The sequence below is a fragment of the Desulfonatronum thiosulfatophilum genome (genome assembly GCF_900104215.1).
Taxonomy (GTDB): domain Bacteria; phylum Desulfobacterota; class Desulfovibrionia; order Desulfovibrionales; family Desulfonatronaceae; genus Desulfonatronum; species Desulfonatronum thiosulfatophilum.
Genome location: NZ_FMXO01000008.1, coordinates 40,502 through 58,523, shown reverse-complemented (window position 1 = coordinate 58,523; position 18,022 = coordinate 40,502). Strand labels below are relative to the sequence as shown.

15 protein-coding genes are annotated in these 18,022 nt (G+C 56.3%); 8 read left to right on the top strand and 7 right to left on the bottom strand.

Annotation, left to right across the window (positions count from 1 at the left end; genetic code table 11):
- Positions 1-13: 13 nt before the first annotated feature.
- From BLP93_RS07840 to xerD, 5 genes are all read right to left on the bottom strand, one after another.
- Positions 14-754 carry an amino acid ABC transporter ATP-binding protein gene (locus tag BLP93_RS07840; RefSeq protein ID WP_092119629.1) on the bottom strand — a complete coding sequence of 247 codons (741 nt, stop codon included), beginning with the start codon at positions 752-754 and terminating at the stop codon, positions 14-16.
- Positions 741-1,568 carry an amino acid ABC transporter permease gene (locus BLP93_RS07835; protein WP_092119626.1) on the bottom strand — a complete coding sequence of 276 codons (828 nt, stop codon included), beginning with the start codon at positions 1,566-1,568 and terminating at the stop codon, positions 741-743. Before BLP93_RS07835 ends, BLP93_RS07840 begins: the two co-directional genes overlap by 14 nt.
- Before the next feature lie 91 nt (positions 1,569-1,659).
- The gene (locus BLP93_RS07830) at positions 1,660-2,403 is read right to left on the bottom strand and encodes a basic amino acid ABC transporter substrate-binding protein (protein WP_092119623.1); all 744 of its coding nucleotides are present in this window, start codon (positions 2,401-2,403) and stop codon (positions 1,660-1,662) included.
- Positions 2,404-2,739: 336 nt separating this feature from the next.
- Positions 2,740-5,433, bottom strand: coding sequence for a CBS domain-containing protein (locus BLP93_RS07825; RefSeq protein WP_092119620.1), 2,694 nt, complete (start codon positions 5,431-5,433; stop codon positions 2,740-2,742).
- 81 nt (positions 5,434-5,514) lie between these two features.
- Positions 5,515-6,465, bottom strand: coding sequence for a site-specific tyrosine recombinase XerD (gene xerD / locus BLP93_RS07820; protein WP_244148685.1), 951 nt, complete (start codon positions 6,463-6,465; stop codon positions 5,515-5,517).
- Between the two features lie 219 nt (positions 6,466-6,684).
- On the opposite strand from xerD, the gene BLP93_RS07815 reads away from it, so the two are divergent.
- The 3 genes from BLP93_RS07815 to BLP93_RS07805 all read left to right on the top strand — a co-directional run bounded on the left by BLP93_RS07815 (position 6,685) and on the right by BLP93_RS07805 (position 8,851).
- The gene (locus tag BLP93_RS07815) at positions 6,685-7,851 is read left to right on the top strand and encodes an LL-diaminopimelate aminotransferase (protein ID WP_092119618.1); all 1,167 of its coding nucleotides are present in this window, start codon (positions 6,685-6,687) and stop codon (positions 7,849-7,851) included.
- Positions 7,852-7,971: 120 nt separating this feature from the next.
- Positions 7,972-8,499 (top strand): 2-amino-4-hydroxy-6-hydroxymethyldihydropteridine diphosphokinase, encoded by a 528-nt coding sequence (folK, locus tag BLP93_RS07810; protein ID WP_244148684.1) that lies wholly within the window; start codon positions 7,972-7,974, stop codon positions 8,497-8,499.
- 94 nt (positions 8,500-8,593) lie between these two features.
- Positions 8,594-8,851 (top strand): transcriptional regulator, encoded by a 258-nt coding sequence (locus tag BLP93_RS07805; protein WP_092119615.1) that lies wholly within the window; start codon positions 8,594-8,596, stop codon positions 8,849-8,851.
- Between the two features lie 315 nt (positions 8,852-9,166).
- Here BLP93_RS07805 and BLP93_RS07800 read toward each other — a convergent pair whose 3' ends face one another.
- A complete protein-coding gene (locus BLP93_RS07800; RefSeq protein ID WP_092119612.1) occupies positions 9,167-10,060 on the bottom strand; it encodes a lysophospholipid acyltransferase family protein in 894 nt (297 codons plus the stop codon).
- Between the two features lie 445 nt (positions 10,061-10,505).
- Between BLP93_RS07800 and BLP93_RS07790 the strand changes: the two genes are divergently transcribed.
- The 5 genes from BLP93_RS07790 (at position 10,506) to BLP93_RS07770 (ending at position 16,200) form a co-directional block, all read left to right on the top strand.
- On the top strand, positions 10,506-12,260 hold the full coding sequence (locus BLP93_RS07790) for a hypothetical protein (RefSeq protein ID WP_092119606.1): 1,755 nt from the start codon (positions 10,506-10,508) through the stop codon (positions 12,258-12,260).
- A complete protein-coding gene (gene gcvT / locus BLP93_RS07785; protein ID WP_092119603.1) occupies positions 12,260-13,336 on the top strand; it encodes a glycine cleavage system aminomethyltransferase GcvT in 1,077 nt (358 codons plus the stop codon). Before BLP93_RS07790 ends, gcvT begins: the two co-directional genes overlap by 1 nt.
- Before the next feature lie 15 nt (positions 13,337-13,351).
- Positions 13,352-14,065, top strand: a complete 714-nt coding sequence (locus BLP93_RS07780; RefSeq protein ID WP_244148683.1) for a 16S rRNA (uracil(1498)-N(3))-methyltransferase — start codon at positions 13,352-13,354, stop codon at positions 14,063-14,065.
- 135 nt (positions 14,066-14,200) lie between these two features.
- Positions 14,201-14,986 (top strand): hypothetical protein, encoded by a 786-nt coding sequence (locus BLP93_RS07775; RefSeq protein ID WP_092119598.1) that lies wholly within the window; start codon positions 14,201-14,203, stop codon positions 14,984-14,986.
- Positions 14,983-16,200 (top strand): replication-associated recombination protein A, encoded by a 1,218-nt coding sequence (locus BLP93_RS07770; protein ID WP_092119595.1) that lies wholly within the window; start codon positions 14,983-14,985, stop codon positions 16,198-16,200. Before BLP93_RS07775 ends, BLP93_RS07770 begins: the two co-directional genes overlap by 4 nt.
- A gap of 42 nt (positions 16,201-16,242) precedes the next feature.
- On the opposite strand, the gene BLP93_RS07765 is transcribed toward BLP93_RS07770, so the two are convergent.
- The gene (locus BLP93_RS07765) at positions 16,243-17,775 is read right to left on the bottom strand and encodes an SDR family oxidoreductase (protein WP_092119593.1); all 1,533 of its coding nucleotides are present in this window, start codon (positions 17,773-17,775) and stop codon (positions 16,243-16,245) included.
- Positions 17,776-18,022 lie beyond the last annotated feature (247 nt).

The following is an 18,022-nucleotide window of genomic DNA, read 5'->3' as shown; positions in this document are numbered from 1 at the left end:
AGGGCTCAAATCCCTAGAGGATCTGGCTCAGGAATTTTTGGGTCCGGGGGTGCCGGGTCTGTTCAAAAAACTGTTGCGGCGTGCCCACCTCGACAATCTCTCCCTGGTCCATGAAGACGATTCTGTCCGCCACCTCGCGGGCAAAACCCATTTCATGCGTTACCACGGCCATGGTCATGCCTTCCCGGGCCAAAGTGACCATGACGTCCAGCACTTCGCCGATCATCTCCGGGTCCAGGGCGGAGGTCGGCTCGTCGAAAAGCATGATCTTCGGGCTCATGGCCAGGGCCCGAGCGATGGCGACCCGCTGTTTCTGCCCGCCGGAAAGCTGAGCCGGATAGACGCTCGACTTCTCATCGATCCCGACCTTTTTCAACAACGCCATGGCCATGGTTTCGGCCTTGTCCCGCGGCATCTTGCGGAGCTTGATGGGGGCCATGGTCAGGTTTTCCAGAGCCGTCCTGTGGGGGAACAGGTTGAAGCTTTGAAACACCATGCCCATGTCCATGCGCATGGCATTAATGTCGTTTTTCGAGTCGTTGATGTCCTTGCCGTCCACGGTTATGGTCCCGGAATCAATGGTTTCCAGGCGGTTAATGGATCGCAGGAGAGTACTTTTGCCCGAGCCGCTGGGGCCGATGATGACGACTTTCTCCCCAGCGTGAATGTCCAGGGAGACATTATTCAGCGCCTTCAGCGGGCCGAAAAATTTGTAGACGTTGGCTATGCTGATGATCTTGCTAGCGTCGCTCATAGTAGTTCAACCTTTCTTCCATGGTGCTGACGATTTTGGACAGCAGCAGGGTGATCACCAGATAGACCAGGGCAACCATCGTGTATGTCTCGAAATAGTTGAAAGTCACGCTGGCGAATTCCCTTCCGCGTCGCAGGATGTCCGAAACAGCCAGAATGGAAACCAGGGAACTGTCCTTGAGCAACGCGATAAATTCGTTGCCCACCGGCGGGAGAATGGTCCGCCAAGCCTGGGGCAGAATGACGTAGAACATGGTCTGGGTGCGATTGAATCCCAGGGACCGGGCGGCTTCGCTCTGGCCATGGTCGATGGATTCAATCCCGGCCCGGAAAACTTCGCCCATGTATGCGCCGTAGCAGATCCCCATGGCAATGACCGCGGCCACCAGGGGCGGCATGTTCCTTAAAAAAATGAAGAGGAAGTTGGTTTCCGGCAGATTGGCGAAAACTTGTCCCAGTGCAAAATAAATGTAGAACAACTGGACCAGCAGCGGAATGCCCCGAACCACTTCCACATAGGTGGAGGCGATCAGGTTGATGGTCCTGTTCTTGGAAATGCGCCCCAGCCCCGTGAAAAGCCCGATCACGAGAGCGAGGAGTATGGAGAGGATGGTGACCTGAAAGGTGACGAGGATGCCGTCTGGAAGAAACTTGATGATCCTTAAATATGGATCGGGACGGGAAAGACACAAGTAAACGATGATGCTCAGCGCTCCGATGAGGGAAATCCACCATGCGTTGAAAAGGCCTTTGTCACGCTTGCGTGGAATGGCGGCCCCATCCCCAACCTCAATCACTACATTCTTGTCGGCCATCGTGCACCCTTGGATTATGGATGACAGACTCCGGCCTCTCGTCAGCCGGGGAAAGGCCGGGGTCTGTTACGTCGGTCAGTCGGGAACGAAGCTATTCCCCGCCGAACCATTTCTTGAAGATTTCATCGTATTCGCTGCTGGCCTTGACCTGGGCCAGGGCGTTGTTGATCAGCGTCAAGGCTTCCTCGTCGCCTTTCTTCACGGCAAAGCCGAGATATTCGGGTTCATCCGGCTCGATCAGGAAGGCCAACTTCAGACTCTTGGACAGCTCCGGATGGGTCAAGGCGTAATCAGCGGCGACCGCGTCGTCGGCAATGGCGGCGTCGATCCGGCCGTTGGCCAGGTCGATGACGGCCAGTCCGATTTCATCGTAGCTCTTGGCGTTGTTTCCGGCAATGCGCATGGCGGCAAAGTATCCGGTGGTGCCGATCTGGGCGCCCACGGTCTTACCGGCCAGATCTTCCTCCGATTTGATGGGAGAATCTTGCTGGACCACGACGCCTTGCTTGACCTCAAAATAGGGGTCGGAGAAGTCCATGGCTTTCCTGCGCTCTTCGGTGATGGACACGGAAGAGGAAATGGCATCGTACCGGCCCATGGCCAGACCGGCAAAAATCCCGTCCCAGGCGGTATTCTGGATCTTCACGTCAAATCCCCCCACCCGGGCCATGGCATTGACCAGGTCGGGACCAAAGCCGACGCACTCACCGGCCTCGCTCATCATTTCCATGGGGGGCCATGTGCAGTCGGAAGCAAACACAAGGGTCCGCTGGGCCCAGGCCGTGGAACTCATGGCCACGAGAATCAAGGCCGTCATCAACAGTCGTTTCACCATTCTTAAAAACCTCCGTTTGTTGCTGAATAAAAATCATTGAACAAGAAAACAACACCTTCCACACCATGTGCCTGTAAATTGTTGCCCTTTCCAGGTCAAGAACCTGGGCAAAAGGAACGCAAAAGGACATTTTGTTCTCGGTCTTATCTCTCGCAATCGAAATCGCAATCGATATCGAAATCGCAATCGATATCGGAATCGCAATCGAAATCCTAATAATTGTTCCTCATCACAGCATCACTATCACATGATAAGTCTCTCGATTTCGATTTCGATACCGATTGCAAGAGCATCAAGTCTGAGGTGATATCGTAAATGTTGTAAATCAAGAAAAAATTATCCCGACTTGGGCGACACCTCCTGAACCTGGTCAGCGGCTTCGCGGGCCTTGATCCGCGCCACCAGTTCGCCGGCCAGGATCAGTTGGCTGTTCCGGTCAACGGCTTTGCCGTCGATCATGGCCGCATGCAGAGTGCGCAGCACCTCGGAATAGACGGGACCGGGGGAAAGTCTCATGGCTTTAAGGTCCTTCCCGGTCACGGAAACCTTCTGGGTTTTGAGTTGCGTCAGGAACAGGGAAATGTGTCGCCGCATCTCCTCCTTCTGACTGCGGGCCATCAAATAAAGGATGGACTCCAGGGGTAGGGGATCGAGGATGAAAAACAATTCGCTCAGGGAGCCGGCCCGTCCCTGCCATTGATGCAGTTGTTGAATCGTCTCGGCCAGTCCTTCGCGCACGGCCAGGAAATAGCGTTCATCCTTATCCGAAAAGTTCAAGCGACGCATGAGGATTTGGAACTGGGCATCATCTAGGCTCGAAGCCAATCCCAGCATAAATACCTTCCATGACAGAACATTCGGCTCAAGATAAAGCAGGCGATACCAGTTCAGGACGCGTTCCACTTCGCTCAGGATGCTTTCCAGTTGATCGGATAGCTTCAGGAGGGGATGCAGAACCTGTAGGAGATTAAAGGAGTCCATGCGCCGAAAACAGGCAAGCACCTCCTTTTCCTCCATTATCAGATACAGTTCATGAAAAAGGCGTCCTCCGGACAGTTTCTGAAACAGGTTCAGATTCAGGGCGTTCTTGATCAATCGTTCGGTCTGGCGGTCCATACGGAAATTAAAGCGCTGTTCGAACCGGATGGCTCGCAGGATGCGGGTCGGATCCTCCACAAAGCTCAGGGAGTGCAGCACGCGGATGTTGCGCTCCTTGATGTCCTTCTGGGCGGAAAAGAAGTCCACCAGGTTCCCGAACTGGTCCGGGCTCAGGCGCACGGCCAGGGCGTTGATGCTGAAGTCGCGCCGGTACAGGTCCATCTTGATGGAGGAAAGCTCCACCGTGGGCAGGGCGGTGGGGTACTGGTAGTATTCCAGCCGGGCCGTGGCCACGTCCACCTTCTGGCCGTCCGGAAGGATGACCACGGCGGTCTGGAATTTTTTGTGCATCCGGATGCGCCCCCCCAGCTTGCGGCTGAGTACCTGGGCGAATTCGATGCCGTCGCCTTCCACCACCAGATCGATGTCCAGGTTCGGCCGGTCCAGCAGGATGTCCCGGACGAAACCGCCCACGGCGTAAACGCTGACCCCCATTTCTCGGCCCAGGGCCCCCGCCTGCTCCAGGAGGCGGAATATGTCCGCCGCCAGCCGCGACCTGAGCATGTTCTTGATGTTGCGCTCGTTTCTGCGTTCCGGGAGCAGAAATTCCGGTATCCGGGCCGATTCCTGGATGAAGATCGTGATCAGATCGGTGCGGGTGATCACCGCGATGACCTGTCCGTTTTGAGCCACCGGAACAAGGCGCTGCTTCAAGCCCAGGATGATCTCCATGACCGCGTAGAGATCGTCCTCCGGCGAAACCATGGCCACATCCCGCTGCATGTATTCTTCCACCACAAGCTGCCCCAATCCATGGCCGACGGCGCGGTCCGACAGTTGGTGCTCCAGAATGCCGACGCAGGCCCCGTCTTCGCGAACCACCGGAATGGCCTTCAATCCGTAGCGGGTCATGATCTCCGTGGCCTGGATCAGGGTCGTGCCTTCAGGAACGGTGACCGCGGGCTTGGACATGAAGTCGCGAACCAGGATTTGCGGATTGATATGCGAGTAGAGCAGGGCGAACAGCTCTTCCTTGATCTCGGACAGCGTGCGATCCTTGATGGTGGCCGAGGCGGCGTAGACGTGCCCGCCGCCGCCGAAAAAGCCGCAGATCCGTCCCGTGTCCACTTCCGGACGGCGGCTGCGGGCGATCAGATGCACCCGGTCGTTCATGCGGGCCAGAGCGAAAAGTACGCGGATGTTCTGCATGTCCACGAGCTTGTGCACGAGAACGGCAAAGTCGCCCACGTATTCATCGATGCTGACTTCGGTGATCACCACCTCAATGCCGTTGATGTCGTGAATGGTGGCCGACCCCAGCATGGTGTGCAGAAGATGGACTTGCTCAGCGCTCAGGTCCCGGGTGATGAGATCGGAAACCGTGTTCAGATCCATGCCCTGGGCCAGCAGCCAGGATGCGGCGTCAAAGTCGTGGGTGGTCGTCGAGGAAAAGGTGAAGGCGCCGGTATCCTCGTAGATGCCCAGCCCCATGATCGTCGCCTCGTCCGGGCTTACGGAAATGGAGCGGTCTCGGATTTCCCGAACCAGGATGGCCGTGGTCGAGCCCCAGGGCAGGACTACGTTTTTGTCAGCGGGCAAATCCTCATCCGAGTCGGGATGATGGTCGTAAGCATGAATGACGAGGCCGGGCTGATCCAGGACGGCGCGCACATGATCCAGGCGCGAACGCTGGCGCGTGTCCACCACCACCAGCAGTTCCACGGCGGAAGCGTCGATCTCCTTCATGGACTGGAAGTTGAAAAGGTAGGTCGCGCTCTGGATGAAGAAATTGCGAAGGTTCTTTTCCTGGCTGCCGGGAAAGACCAGCGCCGCGTCCGGATATAGTTTTCCCGCGGCCACCATGGCCGCTAACGCGTCGAAATCCGCGTTGTTGTGGGCCGTGATCAGGGTCTTAGGCGTGGATAAGGGCATTGGGGGTGCTGTTGCTGGAGGCTGAAAAGGCTTCATTGGTTGAGGAGTAAGGCGATTGGATGCCGCCGGTGTTGCATATGGTCACGAATGATCCTTTTCCGGCGGTTCATCGGCGTTTGCGCTTTCCTGGCCACCGCGAGGATGATGTTGAAAGTGCTGGCTTTTCAGGCGCGATGATTGGACATGGGTGTAGATCTCCGTGGCCAGGATGTCGGCGTGACCGAGCAGAATCTGCACGGTGCGCAAGTCAGCCCCGCCTTCCAGCAGATGCGTGGCAAATGAATGGCGCAGGGTATGCGGGGATATGGGCTGCCGGATGCCGGCTTTGCGCGCGTATGTCTTGATCAGTTTCCAGACGCCTTGCCTTGTCAGACCTTTGCCTGAACGGTTCAGAAAAAGGAAGTCCGATTTCGGAAGAAAGGCCGGACGCCAGGACTGGATGTAAATTTCGAGCAGGTTTCGAGCCGTATCGTGCATCGGCGTGACCCGTTCCTTGCGCCCCTTGCCGAAAACCCGCAGCAGGCCGGTCTGCAGATCCACGTCCAGAGGGCGCAGGGTGATCAGCTCGGAGACACGCAAGCCGGAAGCGTAGAGCAGCTCAAGCATGGTCCGATCCCGGAAGCCCAGCTTGTCGTGGACGTTGGGCCGGGCCAGCAATTCGGTTACTTCCTCTCGATTAAGCACGTCCGGAAGGTGTCGGGGCAGCTTGGGGTTTTCCAGCTTCTCCAGCGGATTGTCGTGCATCAACCGCTCTCGGACCAGGAAGGCGAACAGGCCGCGCAACGTGGCCAGATGCCTGGCCAGTGAACGGTTCTGCAAGCCGGACTGCCGGAGATGCAGCAGATAGAGCAGGGCGCTCTGAGAAGAGAATTCCTCCAAGGCGATGTTTTCGCGGATCAGGAACCGTTGCAACGACTCAAGATCCATGGTGTAGGCGGCCACGCTGTTTTCCGCAAGGCCTTTTTCCACGAGGATGTACTCCAGAAAGCGGTCCATCCAGGGGTGCAGGGCAAAGGCGTCAGGTCGCGACATGATTTTCGGATTCGGTCATGCAACTCGTCGTCCGCGATCCATCCGGCCGTGATTTCTCGGCCTTGGGACACAGGATTTGACTTACACGGCAAGTCTTTTTAATCAGCATGTTGGCGTTGAGCTGCATTGATTTGCTCACGGGGAAGATTTCATGTTCTCCTCAGCCCCAGTGGCAAGGAGTTCGTTTCATTACGTTTAGCATTCAAGGAGTCCACACACATGCCGAATTTCAAGCCGGCTCAGCGTTTAGCGCAATTGCCGCCCTATCTGTTCGCGGAAATCGATCGAGTCAAGAACGAAGTCAAGGCGAAGGGCGTCGATATTATTGATCTTGGAGTAGGGGACCCGGACCTGCCGACTCCGGACTTCATCATTGAGTCCATGAACAAGGCCATTACCAAGGGCGAAAATCATCGGTACCCTTCCTATTCCGGAATGAACACCTTCCGGGAATGCGTGGCGAAATGGTATGATACCCGATTCGGCGTTCGTCTCGATCCCAAGGCCCAGGTGCTCAGCCTGATCGGTTCAAAAGAGGGACTGGCCCATTTTCCCCTGGCTTATGTGGATCCCGGGGATCTGGTCATCACCAGCACCCCCAATTATCCGGTTTATCCCATCGCCACAATGTTCGCAGGCGGGGAGATCTATTTCGCGCCTTTGACCGAGGACAATGATTTTCTGCCCGATCTGGAGGCCATTTCTCCGGATATCTGGAAAAAGGCAAAGATCTTCTTCCTGAACTATCCGAACAATCCCACATCCGCCATGGCGCCTCGAAGCTTCTACGAGCAGTTGATCGCCAAGGCGAAGGAATACAACACCATCCTGGTGCATGATGCCGCCTACTCGGAAATGTACTACAATTCCGCCAACAAGCCGTTGAGCATCCTGGAAATTCCCGGAGCCATGGACGTGGCCATCGAGTTCCACTCCCTGTCCAAAACCTACAACATGACCGGATGGCGTGTCGGCATGGCCGTGGGCAACGCAGAGTTGGTCCAGGGTCTGGGAAAAATCAAGAGCAACATCGATTCCGGAATTTTTCAGGCTGTTCAGGAAGCCGGGATCACCGCCCTGGAAAAGGGCGAATCCTTTGCGCAGGAAATGCGGGACATCTACAAAGGCCGAAGGGATGTCGCCGTTGCGGAATTGTGCAAGATCGGCCTGGATTGCCGTTCGCCCGAAGCCACGTTCTACATCTGGACCAAGGTGCCCAAGGGCTTGGATTCCGCTGGCTTTGTCACCAAGGTGCTCCAGGAAACCGGAGTCGTGGTCACGCCGGGCAATGGGTTCGGCGCGCCTGGAGAAGGGTACTTCCGCATCGCCCTCACCGTGGGCGAGGATCGGTTGCGCGAGGCACTGGGCCGGATCGCCAAGCTGTAAGGACGGGGTAGAGGCCGAAACTTGCTCAATCACAGAAAGAAGGGGGGATGATTCCCTTCCTGTCGCCACATTCCGGGCAGGCATCACGCCTGCCCGTTTTTCATGAAAAAGGTTTTGCCCATGGCCGACGACCTTTGGATGCAGTCCCACCCCGGATACATCAGCCTCGGATCAAACCAAGGCGATCCGGAAGCCAATCTTCAACGGGCGCGAATTGCCTTGGCAAACCTGCCCGAGGTCCGGCTCGGACCATGTTCACCCATTTACAAAACCGAACCCCAGAATATCCGAGACCAGCCCTGGTTTGCCAATCAAATTTTACGGCTTGATTGCGGTCCGGCATGGACTGCTGTAGAATTGCTGGAGACGATGCTGGAAATCGAGAAACAGATGGGCAGGGTCCGGAAAAAGGACAAAGGTCCCAGAATTATTGATCTGGACCTGCTCCTTTTTGGAGATCAACGCCACAATTCACCGGTCCTGACCCTGCCGCATCCGCGGATCATGGAAAGAGCCTTCATTCTCGTCCCCCTCCAAGACATCGCACCGACCCTGACCTTCCCCAACGGCACTCCCATCCAAGCCGCCCTGAACGCCATTACGTTCCAGGTACGAGGAAACTTGATATATCAGTCATCGAATGACTGAGGGCGATCATGAAGAGGTTTTTCATCGATCATTATTACCAAATTACCAAAACCCGAATCGGAACTTGAACGATCACGGGGTATAAGGAGAGCGTATGCTCAAGTTTTTGATATTTATCGCAGCCATTTTCATCCTGTACAAGCTCCTTACCGGAGATCTCAAAAAAAAGAAGGAAGTCAAGGATAAAGAACACGAAAACCTGGCCGCGACCGGAGTGATGACCAAGGATCCCGTATGCGGCACCTATGTGCCGGTGGGCAGTGACATCCGGATCAAGGAAGGTGACAACGTCCATTGTTTTTGCAGTTATGAGTGCAGGGATTCCTATCTGAAGAAACTGGAAGCAAAATAACCGATCCCCGATCGCGTTTTGCAGTCCAGGCCATTGACGCACAGAGCCGGATGCAAAATGATCTGCACTCGACAGTGAACTCAAGTTTTCAAAAGCCGCCCGGAATGCAGGGCGGCTTTTTTTTTCGAAAGAGGAGCATTCATGCGTGAATGTTCCGGAATACGGGCTGTAGCGGTCCCGTGGATGCCATTTTTCTTGAATGAATAATTAATTAAGAGTATTATATATTAGCCTCATAATGTAAATTATGTAAACTTTTATCAAGAGGCGGTTTTTTACATGAAGATTCCTGCCCAAACTTCATCAGGCGACATACTACCCTGCCAATTCCTCCCCCGGTCGGGTTTTCCAGCGACGATGCATCCAGAACCATTGTTCAGGGTACTGGAGCACGACCCGCTCAACAGCCTTGGTATAAAATGATGCCAGCGTGTGTATCTTTTCGTGTCGATCTCCCGGAAGTTGTCCGGCATCCAGCGGTTCTTGGTAAATAAGCCGGTACCTGTCCGGATCTTCCCGTAATAAAAATACAGGCATTACCAATGCCTTACCACGCAATGCCAACAAGGCCGGACCGACGTTGACCGCGGCCATCCGACCCAGAAAAGGGAGGAAAACCGCTTCTTCGCGCCGGCAGTTATGGTCCACGAGAAAGGCGCTGGTTCCAGGCTTTCTGAGATTGCGCAAGACCTTTTGCACGGCCTGTTCATGCTCTACGATGTGAACGGTGGAATGGCCGCGCAATCGTTTGATCAAAGCGTACAAATCCCTGTCGTGCGTGGCTTTGACGACTACCTGGCAATGCTGTTGCGGCGCCAGGAGGTGCAACAGACCCGCGAGCATCTCCCACCCTCCCATATGAGCAGACGTTATCACGCATGCCCTGTCCCGCAAAAGGTTGAACGTGCGTTGCATGTGCGCCGGGTCATCCACAAGCAGCCGATCCCGGACAAACCTCCAGTCCACCTTCCGACTCAGAAATATTTCCAAAAATGAGCGTCCATTATGCTGGAAACTTGAGCGGGCCAAGGCAGTAGCCTGAGGGGCATCCAGGCCAAGCCGTTCGCTAATGGCGGCCACGGCCAGCTTCCGTCTCGACGGCACTACGTTCCAAATCAACTTTCCAATGCCGACCCCCAGGGTTTGAACACGAGGAAAATCCGCATTTTGACCTAAAGCAGCCAGGGTTTCATACAAAATTCTGCGCATATATATCAAAGCTCATGTAACACTTTAAATGCTACGGGTATCTGTGCATGCTCAATTACACTTGGCGTTGCCTCTTTCCCCTTGAACGCCGCCCCCAATGCGGCACGTCTTGCATGGTCGGCCAAAAGTTGGTTTGGCATGACCAACGAAGTATTGGGTACATCTCGAATCATCCAGGCAAATAACCCAATCATCTTCTGATCCGCGCCTTTGCTTGTAACCGCTAACAGCCTGTTGATAAAGTACTGTTTCGCAGGCTTTCCAACACCCTATTCAGAAGTTTTTCATGACGGACATGGGAACCCATGCATGACAGATGTTTTTAGCAACTCCAAGAAAAAAGGTGTTGTTTTTTCTTCGAAAATTAGATAGTTACAACGCAATTATCCGAGCGTGGAGCGACTGTAGTATGATCCGTACGACATGTAATGAATCCGACTGATCCATGAGCATTACCTGGGAACAAGCTTTTTCACAGGTCAAGGACATGATCTGGCAGGATCCCTGGGCTCTCAAGGAAATGCCGGAGCTGTCCTCGCTGCCTGAGCTGCGCCGGTTTTTGGACATGGTGCATATCAAGTACTGCCTGATCAAGCCCTACTTTGAAACGGCGAACTATCCGCTTGTCGAAGCGCGGGAACTTTTGCCCTCCTTCGACCTGGACATCTTCGAGTACCGGCACTTGCCCGGATTCAGCCTTGTGGCCCTGGCACGGCCCCTCTCCTACTTTCAGGAAATTTTCCAGTTCGACATCCTGCACTCGCCTTTCGAGTATCTGGATCAGGAAGATTCCTCCATTTGTCCACTGGAAACCCACATTCTGCACCAGAACCAGCTGGCCTTCCAGAATCGACTGCCCAGACAGATGCATGATGAGTTTCAGTATTACTTTTCCGAACGGGACCTGACCGCACTGGAGCATTATCCCCGCGTGCTCTCATTCCTGCTGCACATGGAACGCGGACACGTTTTTTCCACCATCCCCTCGGGGCCTTTTGTCTTTTCAGGAGTCAACGCCTCTTTTCCTTCTGATCTGGATACGGAACTCAAGCGCTTCGGCCTGCGGATCGGCATGTTCAAGGTGGGCAGCAACCGCTGTTATGAGTTGAACAGAAATTTTGTCTATCAATTCCTGATGGAACTTTACGGCTTTTCCATCGTTTCCGAGCGTCGAACCTCATCCGCCCTGTTCGCCCGCCGTCTGTACAAGCTGAGCGAGGAATTCCTGGTCCGCGTGCTGGGTCAATCGGATCGCACCATCACCACCTTGTACAAGAACTCCCATGCCAATCCTTATCCGCAAGTAGAGAAAATCGCCCTGGTGCGCATCGATTCGGACCAGCTCGACCTGATCGACCATCTCAGCCGTCTAGGCGCTTTCGTCGACTCGCAAAACAACGTCGTGGTCCTGCGGGTGACTTATCGCCAGCATCGCTACGACAAGAACAACGTCCGGCAGGACCGGGCGCTTTCGGTTCTTCGGCAGGAAATCATCCACCCCCTGACCGGCGAAGTCTGTTGTGAAGCCAATGTGATCAAGGATATTTCGAACATGCTTCTCAAGCTCAACGACATCGTCAAGGGGGAATACATCGGGTCGATTCGTTTCAAAAAATCGGAGGTTGTCAGCAACACCGACACTCATGAAAAACGACTCAAATTCCTTTATGCTTGGCTTTCCAAGCATCAACGCAGAATCATCGGCTACGGCGACGAATTCTATTCCGGCGTGGTCAAGGTTCTGGACGGGTACATCTTTCAGCCTGAACACCTGGACACGTTCAAAAGCCATCCAAGGCTGTACAACGATGTCTGGTCCAAATATTCCTATATTCGCCAAGCACGCAAGGTGCGGATACTCGAAGACCTGACCCGTCGCTCCCGCAAGGGAACGCCTCTTTCCTGGCTGGACATGCTCCAGCAAATGAATGAACTTCTCAATGACTTCAAGTTCGAGATTCATCCATATTTTGACGGCTTGATGGAACGGGTCATCGACCAATGCGAGAAGGTTCTGCGCAATTCCTATCTCAACAAACGATATGTCCAACTTGATGACGACCGGCCCGGCAGGTACGGACTAAAGGTAAAGACCCAGTACCGACGACTGGTGGGATTGGTGGACGAGCTGAAAGACATCCGCAAACAACGGCCGGAGTTCCGACAAGCGAATTCAGTCCAAAGTGAGAAAGACAAGTGATGCACCAAACACCGCTTCATGCATGGCACGTCGCGCACAAGGCGAGGATGGTCCCTTTTGCCGGATGGGAAATGCCCGTTCAGTACGAGGGCATTCTGATCGAGCACGAACAGACACGGACCAGGGCGTCGTTGTTCGACATCAGCCACATGGGGGAGTTCCTCGTTTCCGGCAAGAACACTCCTGAAGCCCTGGAGCGCGTCGTGACCCATAACCTGCAAACACTGAAACAGGGCAAATCCAGATACGGCTTCCTGCTCAATCATGCCGGCGGCGTCCTGGACGACCTGATCATCTACCGCCTGGATCAGGAAACATTCATGCTCGTGGTCAATGCGGCCCGAATCGACCATGATCGGGAATGGATCGCCGGCAGGTTGCCGGGCACCGTGGCTCTGGAGGACATTTCAGCAGGGACCGCGAAAATTGATCTGCAGGGTCCTCTTTCCGTGGACGTGCTGAGCGGCGTTCTTCCGGAAAACTGGCGGGACTTGGCCTACTTTTCGTTTCGCCGGACCACCTTCCGGAATGAACCGATCCTGGTCAGCCGAACAGGCTACACTGGTGAACTGGGTTACGAAATTTACCTGCCGCACACTTTGGCCCAGGCTTTTTGGGAAGCCTGCCTGCAAGACGACATGGTTCGTCCGGCCGGTCTGGGCGCCAGGGACACTTTGCGCCTGGAAATGGGGCTGCCCCTGTACGGCCAGGATCTGGACGAGAACCATACTCCGGCCGAGGCCGGCTACGAGGCCCTGCTCACCTCCCCTGCTCCCTACGTCGGCAAGGACCGTCAATCCGCGGTCCGAGAGCGACTGACTCCGCTTCTTGTTCCCGGTCGGCGCAGCGCGCGCCACGATGACGAAGTTTTTACAACGGACGGGCGCAAGGCAGGTCGAATCACCAGCGGCAGCTTTGCTCCGTCCCTCGGCCACGGCATTGCCCTGGCCTACATCGGCCAGGAGTTCGAGCGGGAGGAGCACTTCAGCGTTCGGACCGGCAAGACGGAGCTCAGCGCACGCCTGTCCGCCCTGCCCTTTTACAAGAACGGCACGGCCCGGATCAAACTCCAATAATCCGGCTTGACGTCATTGAAATCCCTATACCTGCCCCCGGATCAATGGCGGGAGCCCTTTGTTCTGGAAGGTTCCGAAGCCCACCACCTGCTCAAGGTGCTCCGCGCGCGCCCCGGCGACACGATCCGCGCGATTGATGGGTGCGGTCGTAGCGGCATCTTTGCGATTCAACGCCTGGAACGCAAAGCGGCCTATCTTGACCTGATCTCTGAGCAAACCAGGCCTCCCCGGGAACGGGAAATCATTCTGGCCCTGGGTTGGAACAAGACCGCACGGCGCGGCTGGCTTTTGGAAAAGGCGGTGGAACTTGAAGCGTCGGGAATTGTTTTCTGGCAGGCCGAGCGGAGCCAGGGGCGGGCGCCGGACATTCCCAAGGAATCCTGGTCAGCCCAGCTCGTGGCCGCGGCCAAGCAATGCGGCAACGCCCGTCTGCCCTTTCTGGGCATTGCATCCGGAGGGGCAACGGAACTGGTGCGGCAATTCGGATCAAGCCCGGGAAAACTGCTGCTTTGGGAACATGTCGCCAGGGAACGCCTTTTCAATCCCGGCCTGCTTCCGGCCACTGGACGGACCATCATCGTTCTCGGGCCGGAAGGCGGATTGACGGATGAAGAGGCCCATGTTTTCATCCAGGCCGGTTTTGATCCGCTTTCACTTGGGCGGTCCGTTTTGCGTTGGGAAACAGCCGCCCTGCTCTGCCTGGGGCTGTGCTACTGGGCGAATCAGTAGCGCGGATTTCTCGCTGGAGCTATGGGTTCTGAGCCTCATAACGCTCTGGAATGCACAGGTTCATGACTTGTTCACAACGCGGCGCTCAACGGAAAGCGGAACGTTCATGTCGTTTTCATATACAAAGGTAGAATCATGTATTGTCCAAAATGCAAATACACCAGCTTCGACCACCTCTCCACCTGCCCGAACTGCCGGTACGATTGGCAGCAGATCCGCTCGACATTGAACCTGACGTGGCTGCAGTCCTCCGGCTTTGAATGGTTTCCCGGTCCCGGGGACCCTTCTTCAGACAAACCTGTACCATCCGCCTCCCTCGACAGTCTTGAAGCGCCGACGGTTCCTCGGACAGACTCCCCAACCGAACTCAGACTTGACCTGCCCGAGCATCCGGACATGGTGGAACTGGAGTCGGACTTGTCCGCGGACGGCCTTCCCTATCTTGACCCTGAGTCCGTGCCGCAGACCGGTCCCCCCACGTCCGAAGCCGAATCGGACATCGCGAACGATGACTTGTACCTGCCCGTGGACCTGAATGCGGATGCAATATTTGCGGAGCATGCCGCTGAATTTTCAGAAGACAAGTCGGAGGAATCCGCTTCACGGGAATCAGTGGAAGCAGAGATGCCAATCTGGGAAATCGAGTTGCCCGAGGACATTCTCTCCGGTGATGTCACCTCAAACTCCAGTCGGCAGGATCCTCAAACCGATTCCACCGATACGTCCCCGGATACCTTAGAAGTTCTGAACCACGAAGACATCGTCTATGACTTTGACGAACTTGACGCCATTCTTCCGGACCTGGAGATTGAAGTCGATCAAGACTCGCCCCGCGACGACCATTCCAGGGACCAGGACGCTGATGACCCCAGTCGGGCAGCACCAGACTCTCCCGGCAGCAGCCCCGACAAACTGCCATGACGTATCGTCAGCCATTGGCCGCGGCCATTCGGCCCACCATTCTCGATGACTTTGTCGGTCAGGACCATCTTCGCGACCGACTGCAGGCCCTGTTTCAGGCCAAAAGAATGCCGAGCCTGCTGCTGTTCGGCCCCCCGGGCTGCGGCAAATCTACCTTGGCCCTGCTCTTGGCGACATCGCGCGACCAGGCGTATCTGCGCCTGAGCGCGCCGGAAGTAGGGCTGGCGAATCTGCGCAAAAAGCTGGAAAACGTGGAAATTCTAGTCCTGGATGAATTACACCGCTTCTCCAAGGCCCAGCAGGATTTCTTTTTGCCCATCCTGGAAAGCGGAGAAATCACCCTCTTGGCAACGACCACGGAAAATCCCTCTTTCAGCGTAACCAAGCAACTGCTTTCCCGGATGCACGTCCTGCGCCTGCGTCCACTCGGACGTCGGGAGTTGGCCGTGCTGGCCAAACGCGGAGCCCAAAGCCTTGGGGTCGACATTCCTGACGCCAGCCTGGAGATTCTGGCCGGTTTGTCCAACGGTGATGCCAGAACGCTGTTCAATCTGTTGGAGTTGACGGCGGAACTGCCGCCGGAAAAATGGCCGGCGGACAAGCTGCGTCAGGCCCTGCCGGAAGTGGTGATGCGCGGAGACCGGGACGGCGATTCCCATTATGAACTCGCCTCGGCACTGATCAAGTCCATCCGGGGCAGCGATCCGGATGCGGCATTGTACTACCTCGCCTGTCTTCTGGAAGGCGGCGAAGATCCCCGCTTCATTTGTCGCCGCCTGATTCTGTCCGCGTCCGAGGATGTCGGGCTGGCCGATCCCCAGGCCCTGTCCCTGACCGTCTCCTGCCAGCAGGCCGTGGAGTTCGTGGGCATGCCTGAAGGTTTCATTCCCCTGGCCGAGACCGTGGTCTATCTGGCCCTGGCTCCCAAGAGCAACGCCACCTACGCGGCCTATCTGGTCGCCCAGAAGGAAATCCGCACCCACGGCGCCCATCCCGTGCCCATGCACCTGCGCAACGCCTCCACGGCCTTGCAGAAGGAATGGGGGTACGGTCGCGGCTACAAGTATCCGCATGCCTATCCGGACGGATGGGTGGAACAGGACTATCTGCCTCCGGAAGTTCAGCTCCGATTCTACGAACCGAAACTCCAGGGCCAGGAGCCGCGCCTCAACGCCTGGCTGGCCAAATTCCGCAAAAAGCGCAAGCCTGGTTGAGGGAGAATGCCTTGCGGCATTTGCGGTACACCGCCATCATCACTATCTGGGCAAGGCGCAGCTTGTCGTGGGTTTCTCGTCCATGAGTTTTGCGGGGCCTGCCGGACGACCCGTTTGGTGAGCGATTTTACGAAGCATGCCTTTGAAGATAAGGACATGCAGAGGGTATGTTCCATACCAGTAGGCCAGTCCCCATAGCCCATGGGGCAAAAAACGCGAGCGCTGGATGAGTTCTGTCCGTTCTCCGGCAGTTCCTGCCGGACGCAGTTCAATGTCCAGAAGCGCTTCACCGGGAACTTTCATTTCCGCCAGCAGACGCAGCCGGCGTTCCGGCTCCAGTTGCAGCACCCGCCAGAAATCCAGGGCGTCGCCGACCCGGAGTTCAGTGGGATGGCGTCTGCCCCGGCGCAGCCCCACGCCGCCGACCATCCGGTCCATGAATCCGCGCAGGCGCCACAGGTAGTCGCCGTAATACCAGCCGGTCTCTCCACCCAGCGCGCAGACCACGGGCCAAACTTCTTCGGGACTGGCAGCGATATCGATGTGATAGGAAAGGCCGTGCAACGTTCCGCCGGCATACGGCGCGTCCCCGCAGTCCAGCCATTCCGGAGGCGGCTTAAATCCGGCGTCGCTCCAGCAGGTTTCCACGTCCAGCTGTTGCACCTTTTGCAAAGCGACGTTGATGGCCTGCCTGCATGTCAGAAGTTCCTGGGGAATGATCTCCCGGATGCGATTTTCGGAACAGACCACGCGGTTGCGCAGCCCCAGGACAAGGGGCTTGGCCAGGGCCGTGGGTATCGGCGTAACAAAGTTGATCCACAAGGATGAAAGGTACGGGGTCAGCCAGGGTACCGGAATCAGGATTCGTCTGGGCAGGCCGGCAACCTGGGCGTAGAGCTCGAACATCTGCTTGTAGGTCAGGATGTCCGGACCTCCGATGTCGTAGGTTTGTCCGGTCGTGCGTGGATGATCCAGGCAACCCGCGAGATATTCGATGACATTGGAGACCGCGATGGGCTGACATTCGGTATGCACCCAGCGCGGCGTGATCATCACCGGCAGACGTTCGGTCAGAAAGCGGAGAATCTCGAAGGATGCGCTACCCGCGCCGATGATCTGGGCCGCGCGGAAGAAGGTTACCGGAACCCGGCCCTGGCTGAGGACATTGGCCACTTCAAGCCGGGAACGCAGATGCTTGCTCAATTCCTTGTCGTCCTTGTCGCCCAGCCCGCCCAGATAGATGATCCGTTCCAGCCCCTGGCGTTCCGCGGCTCGCGCCATGTTCGCCGCGGCCGTCCTGTCCTTGTCGGCATAATCCAGGGTTCCCGGCTGCATGGAATGCACGAGATAATAGGCCGCTGTGCAATCCTGCATGGCCTGTTCCAGGGAAGCCTGATCCAGGACGTCGCTCTTGACCAGACGAACCAGCTCATGACCGGCCCAGGGTCGACAACTCAGCTTGTCCAGTGAACGAGCCGTGGCCGTGACGGCATGCCCCCGTTCCAGAAGATTCTTGATTAGTCGACCACCGATATACCCCGTTGCTCCGGTGACCAGTACACGCTGCTTCGTCATCACGACCTCCCTTGTTCAAGGGTAAAATTGTCGTACTACTCAGCTTGAGAACTGGAGCGTTACCATTCAAAAGCTTACGGCAAGATGTGGATTCCCGCCTTCGCCGGGATGACTTGTTTCTAAAGCCGTCTCCGGGTCAGTCATGCCCGCGAAGGCAGGTATCCAGTCCGCTTTTACTCGAATGAGCTGAGCAGTTACAAATTGTCACTATTTCAACGATCCGTCGTATTGAGCTGCAATCAATTCG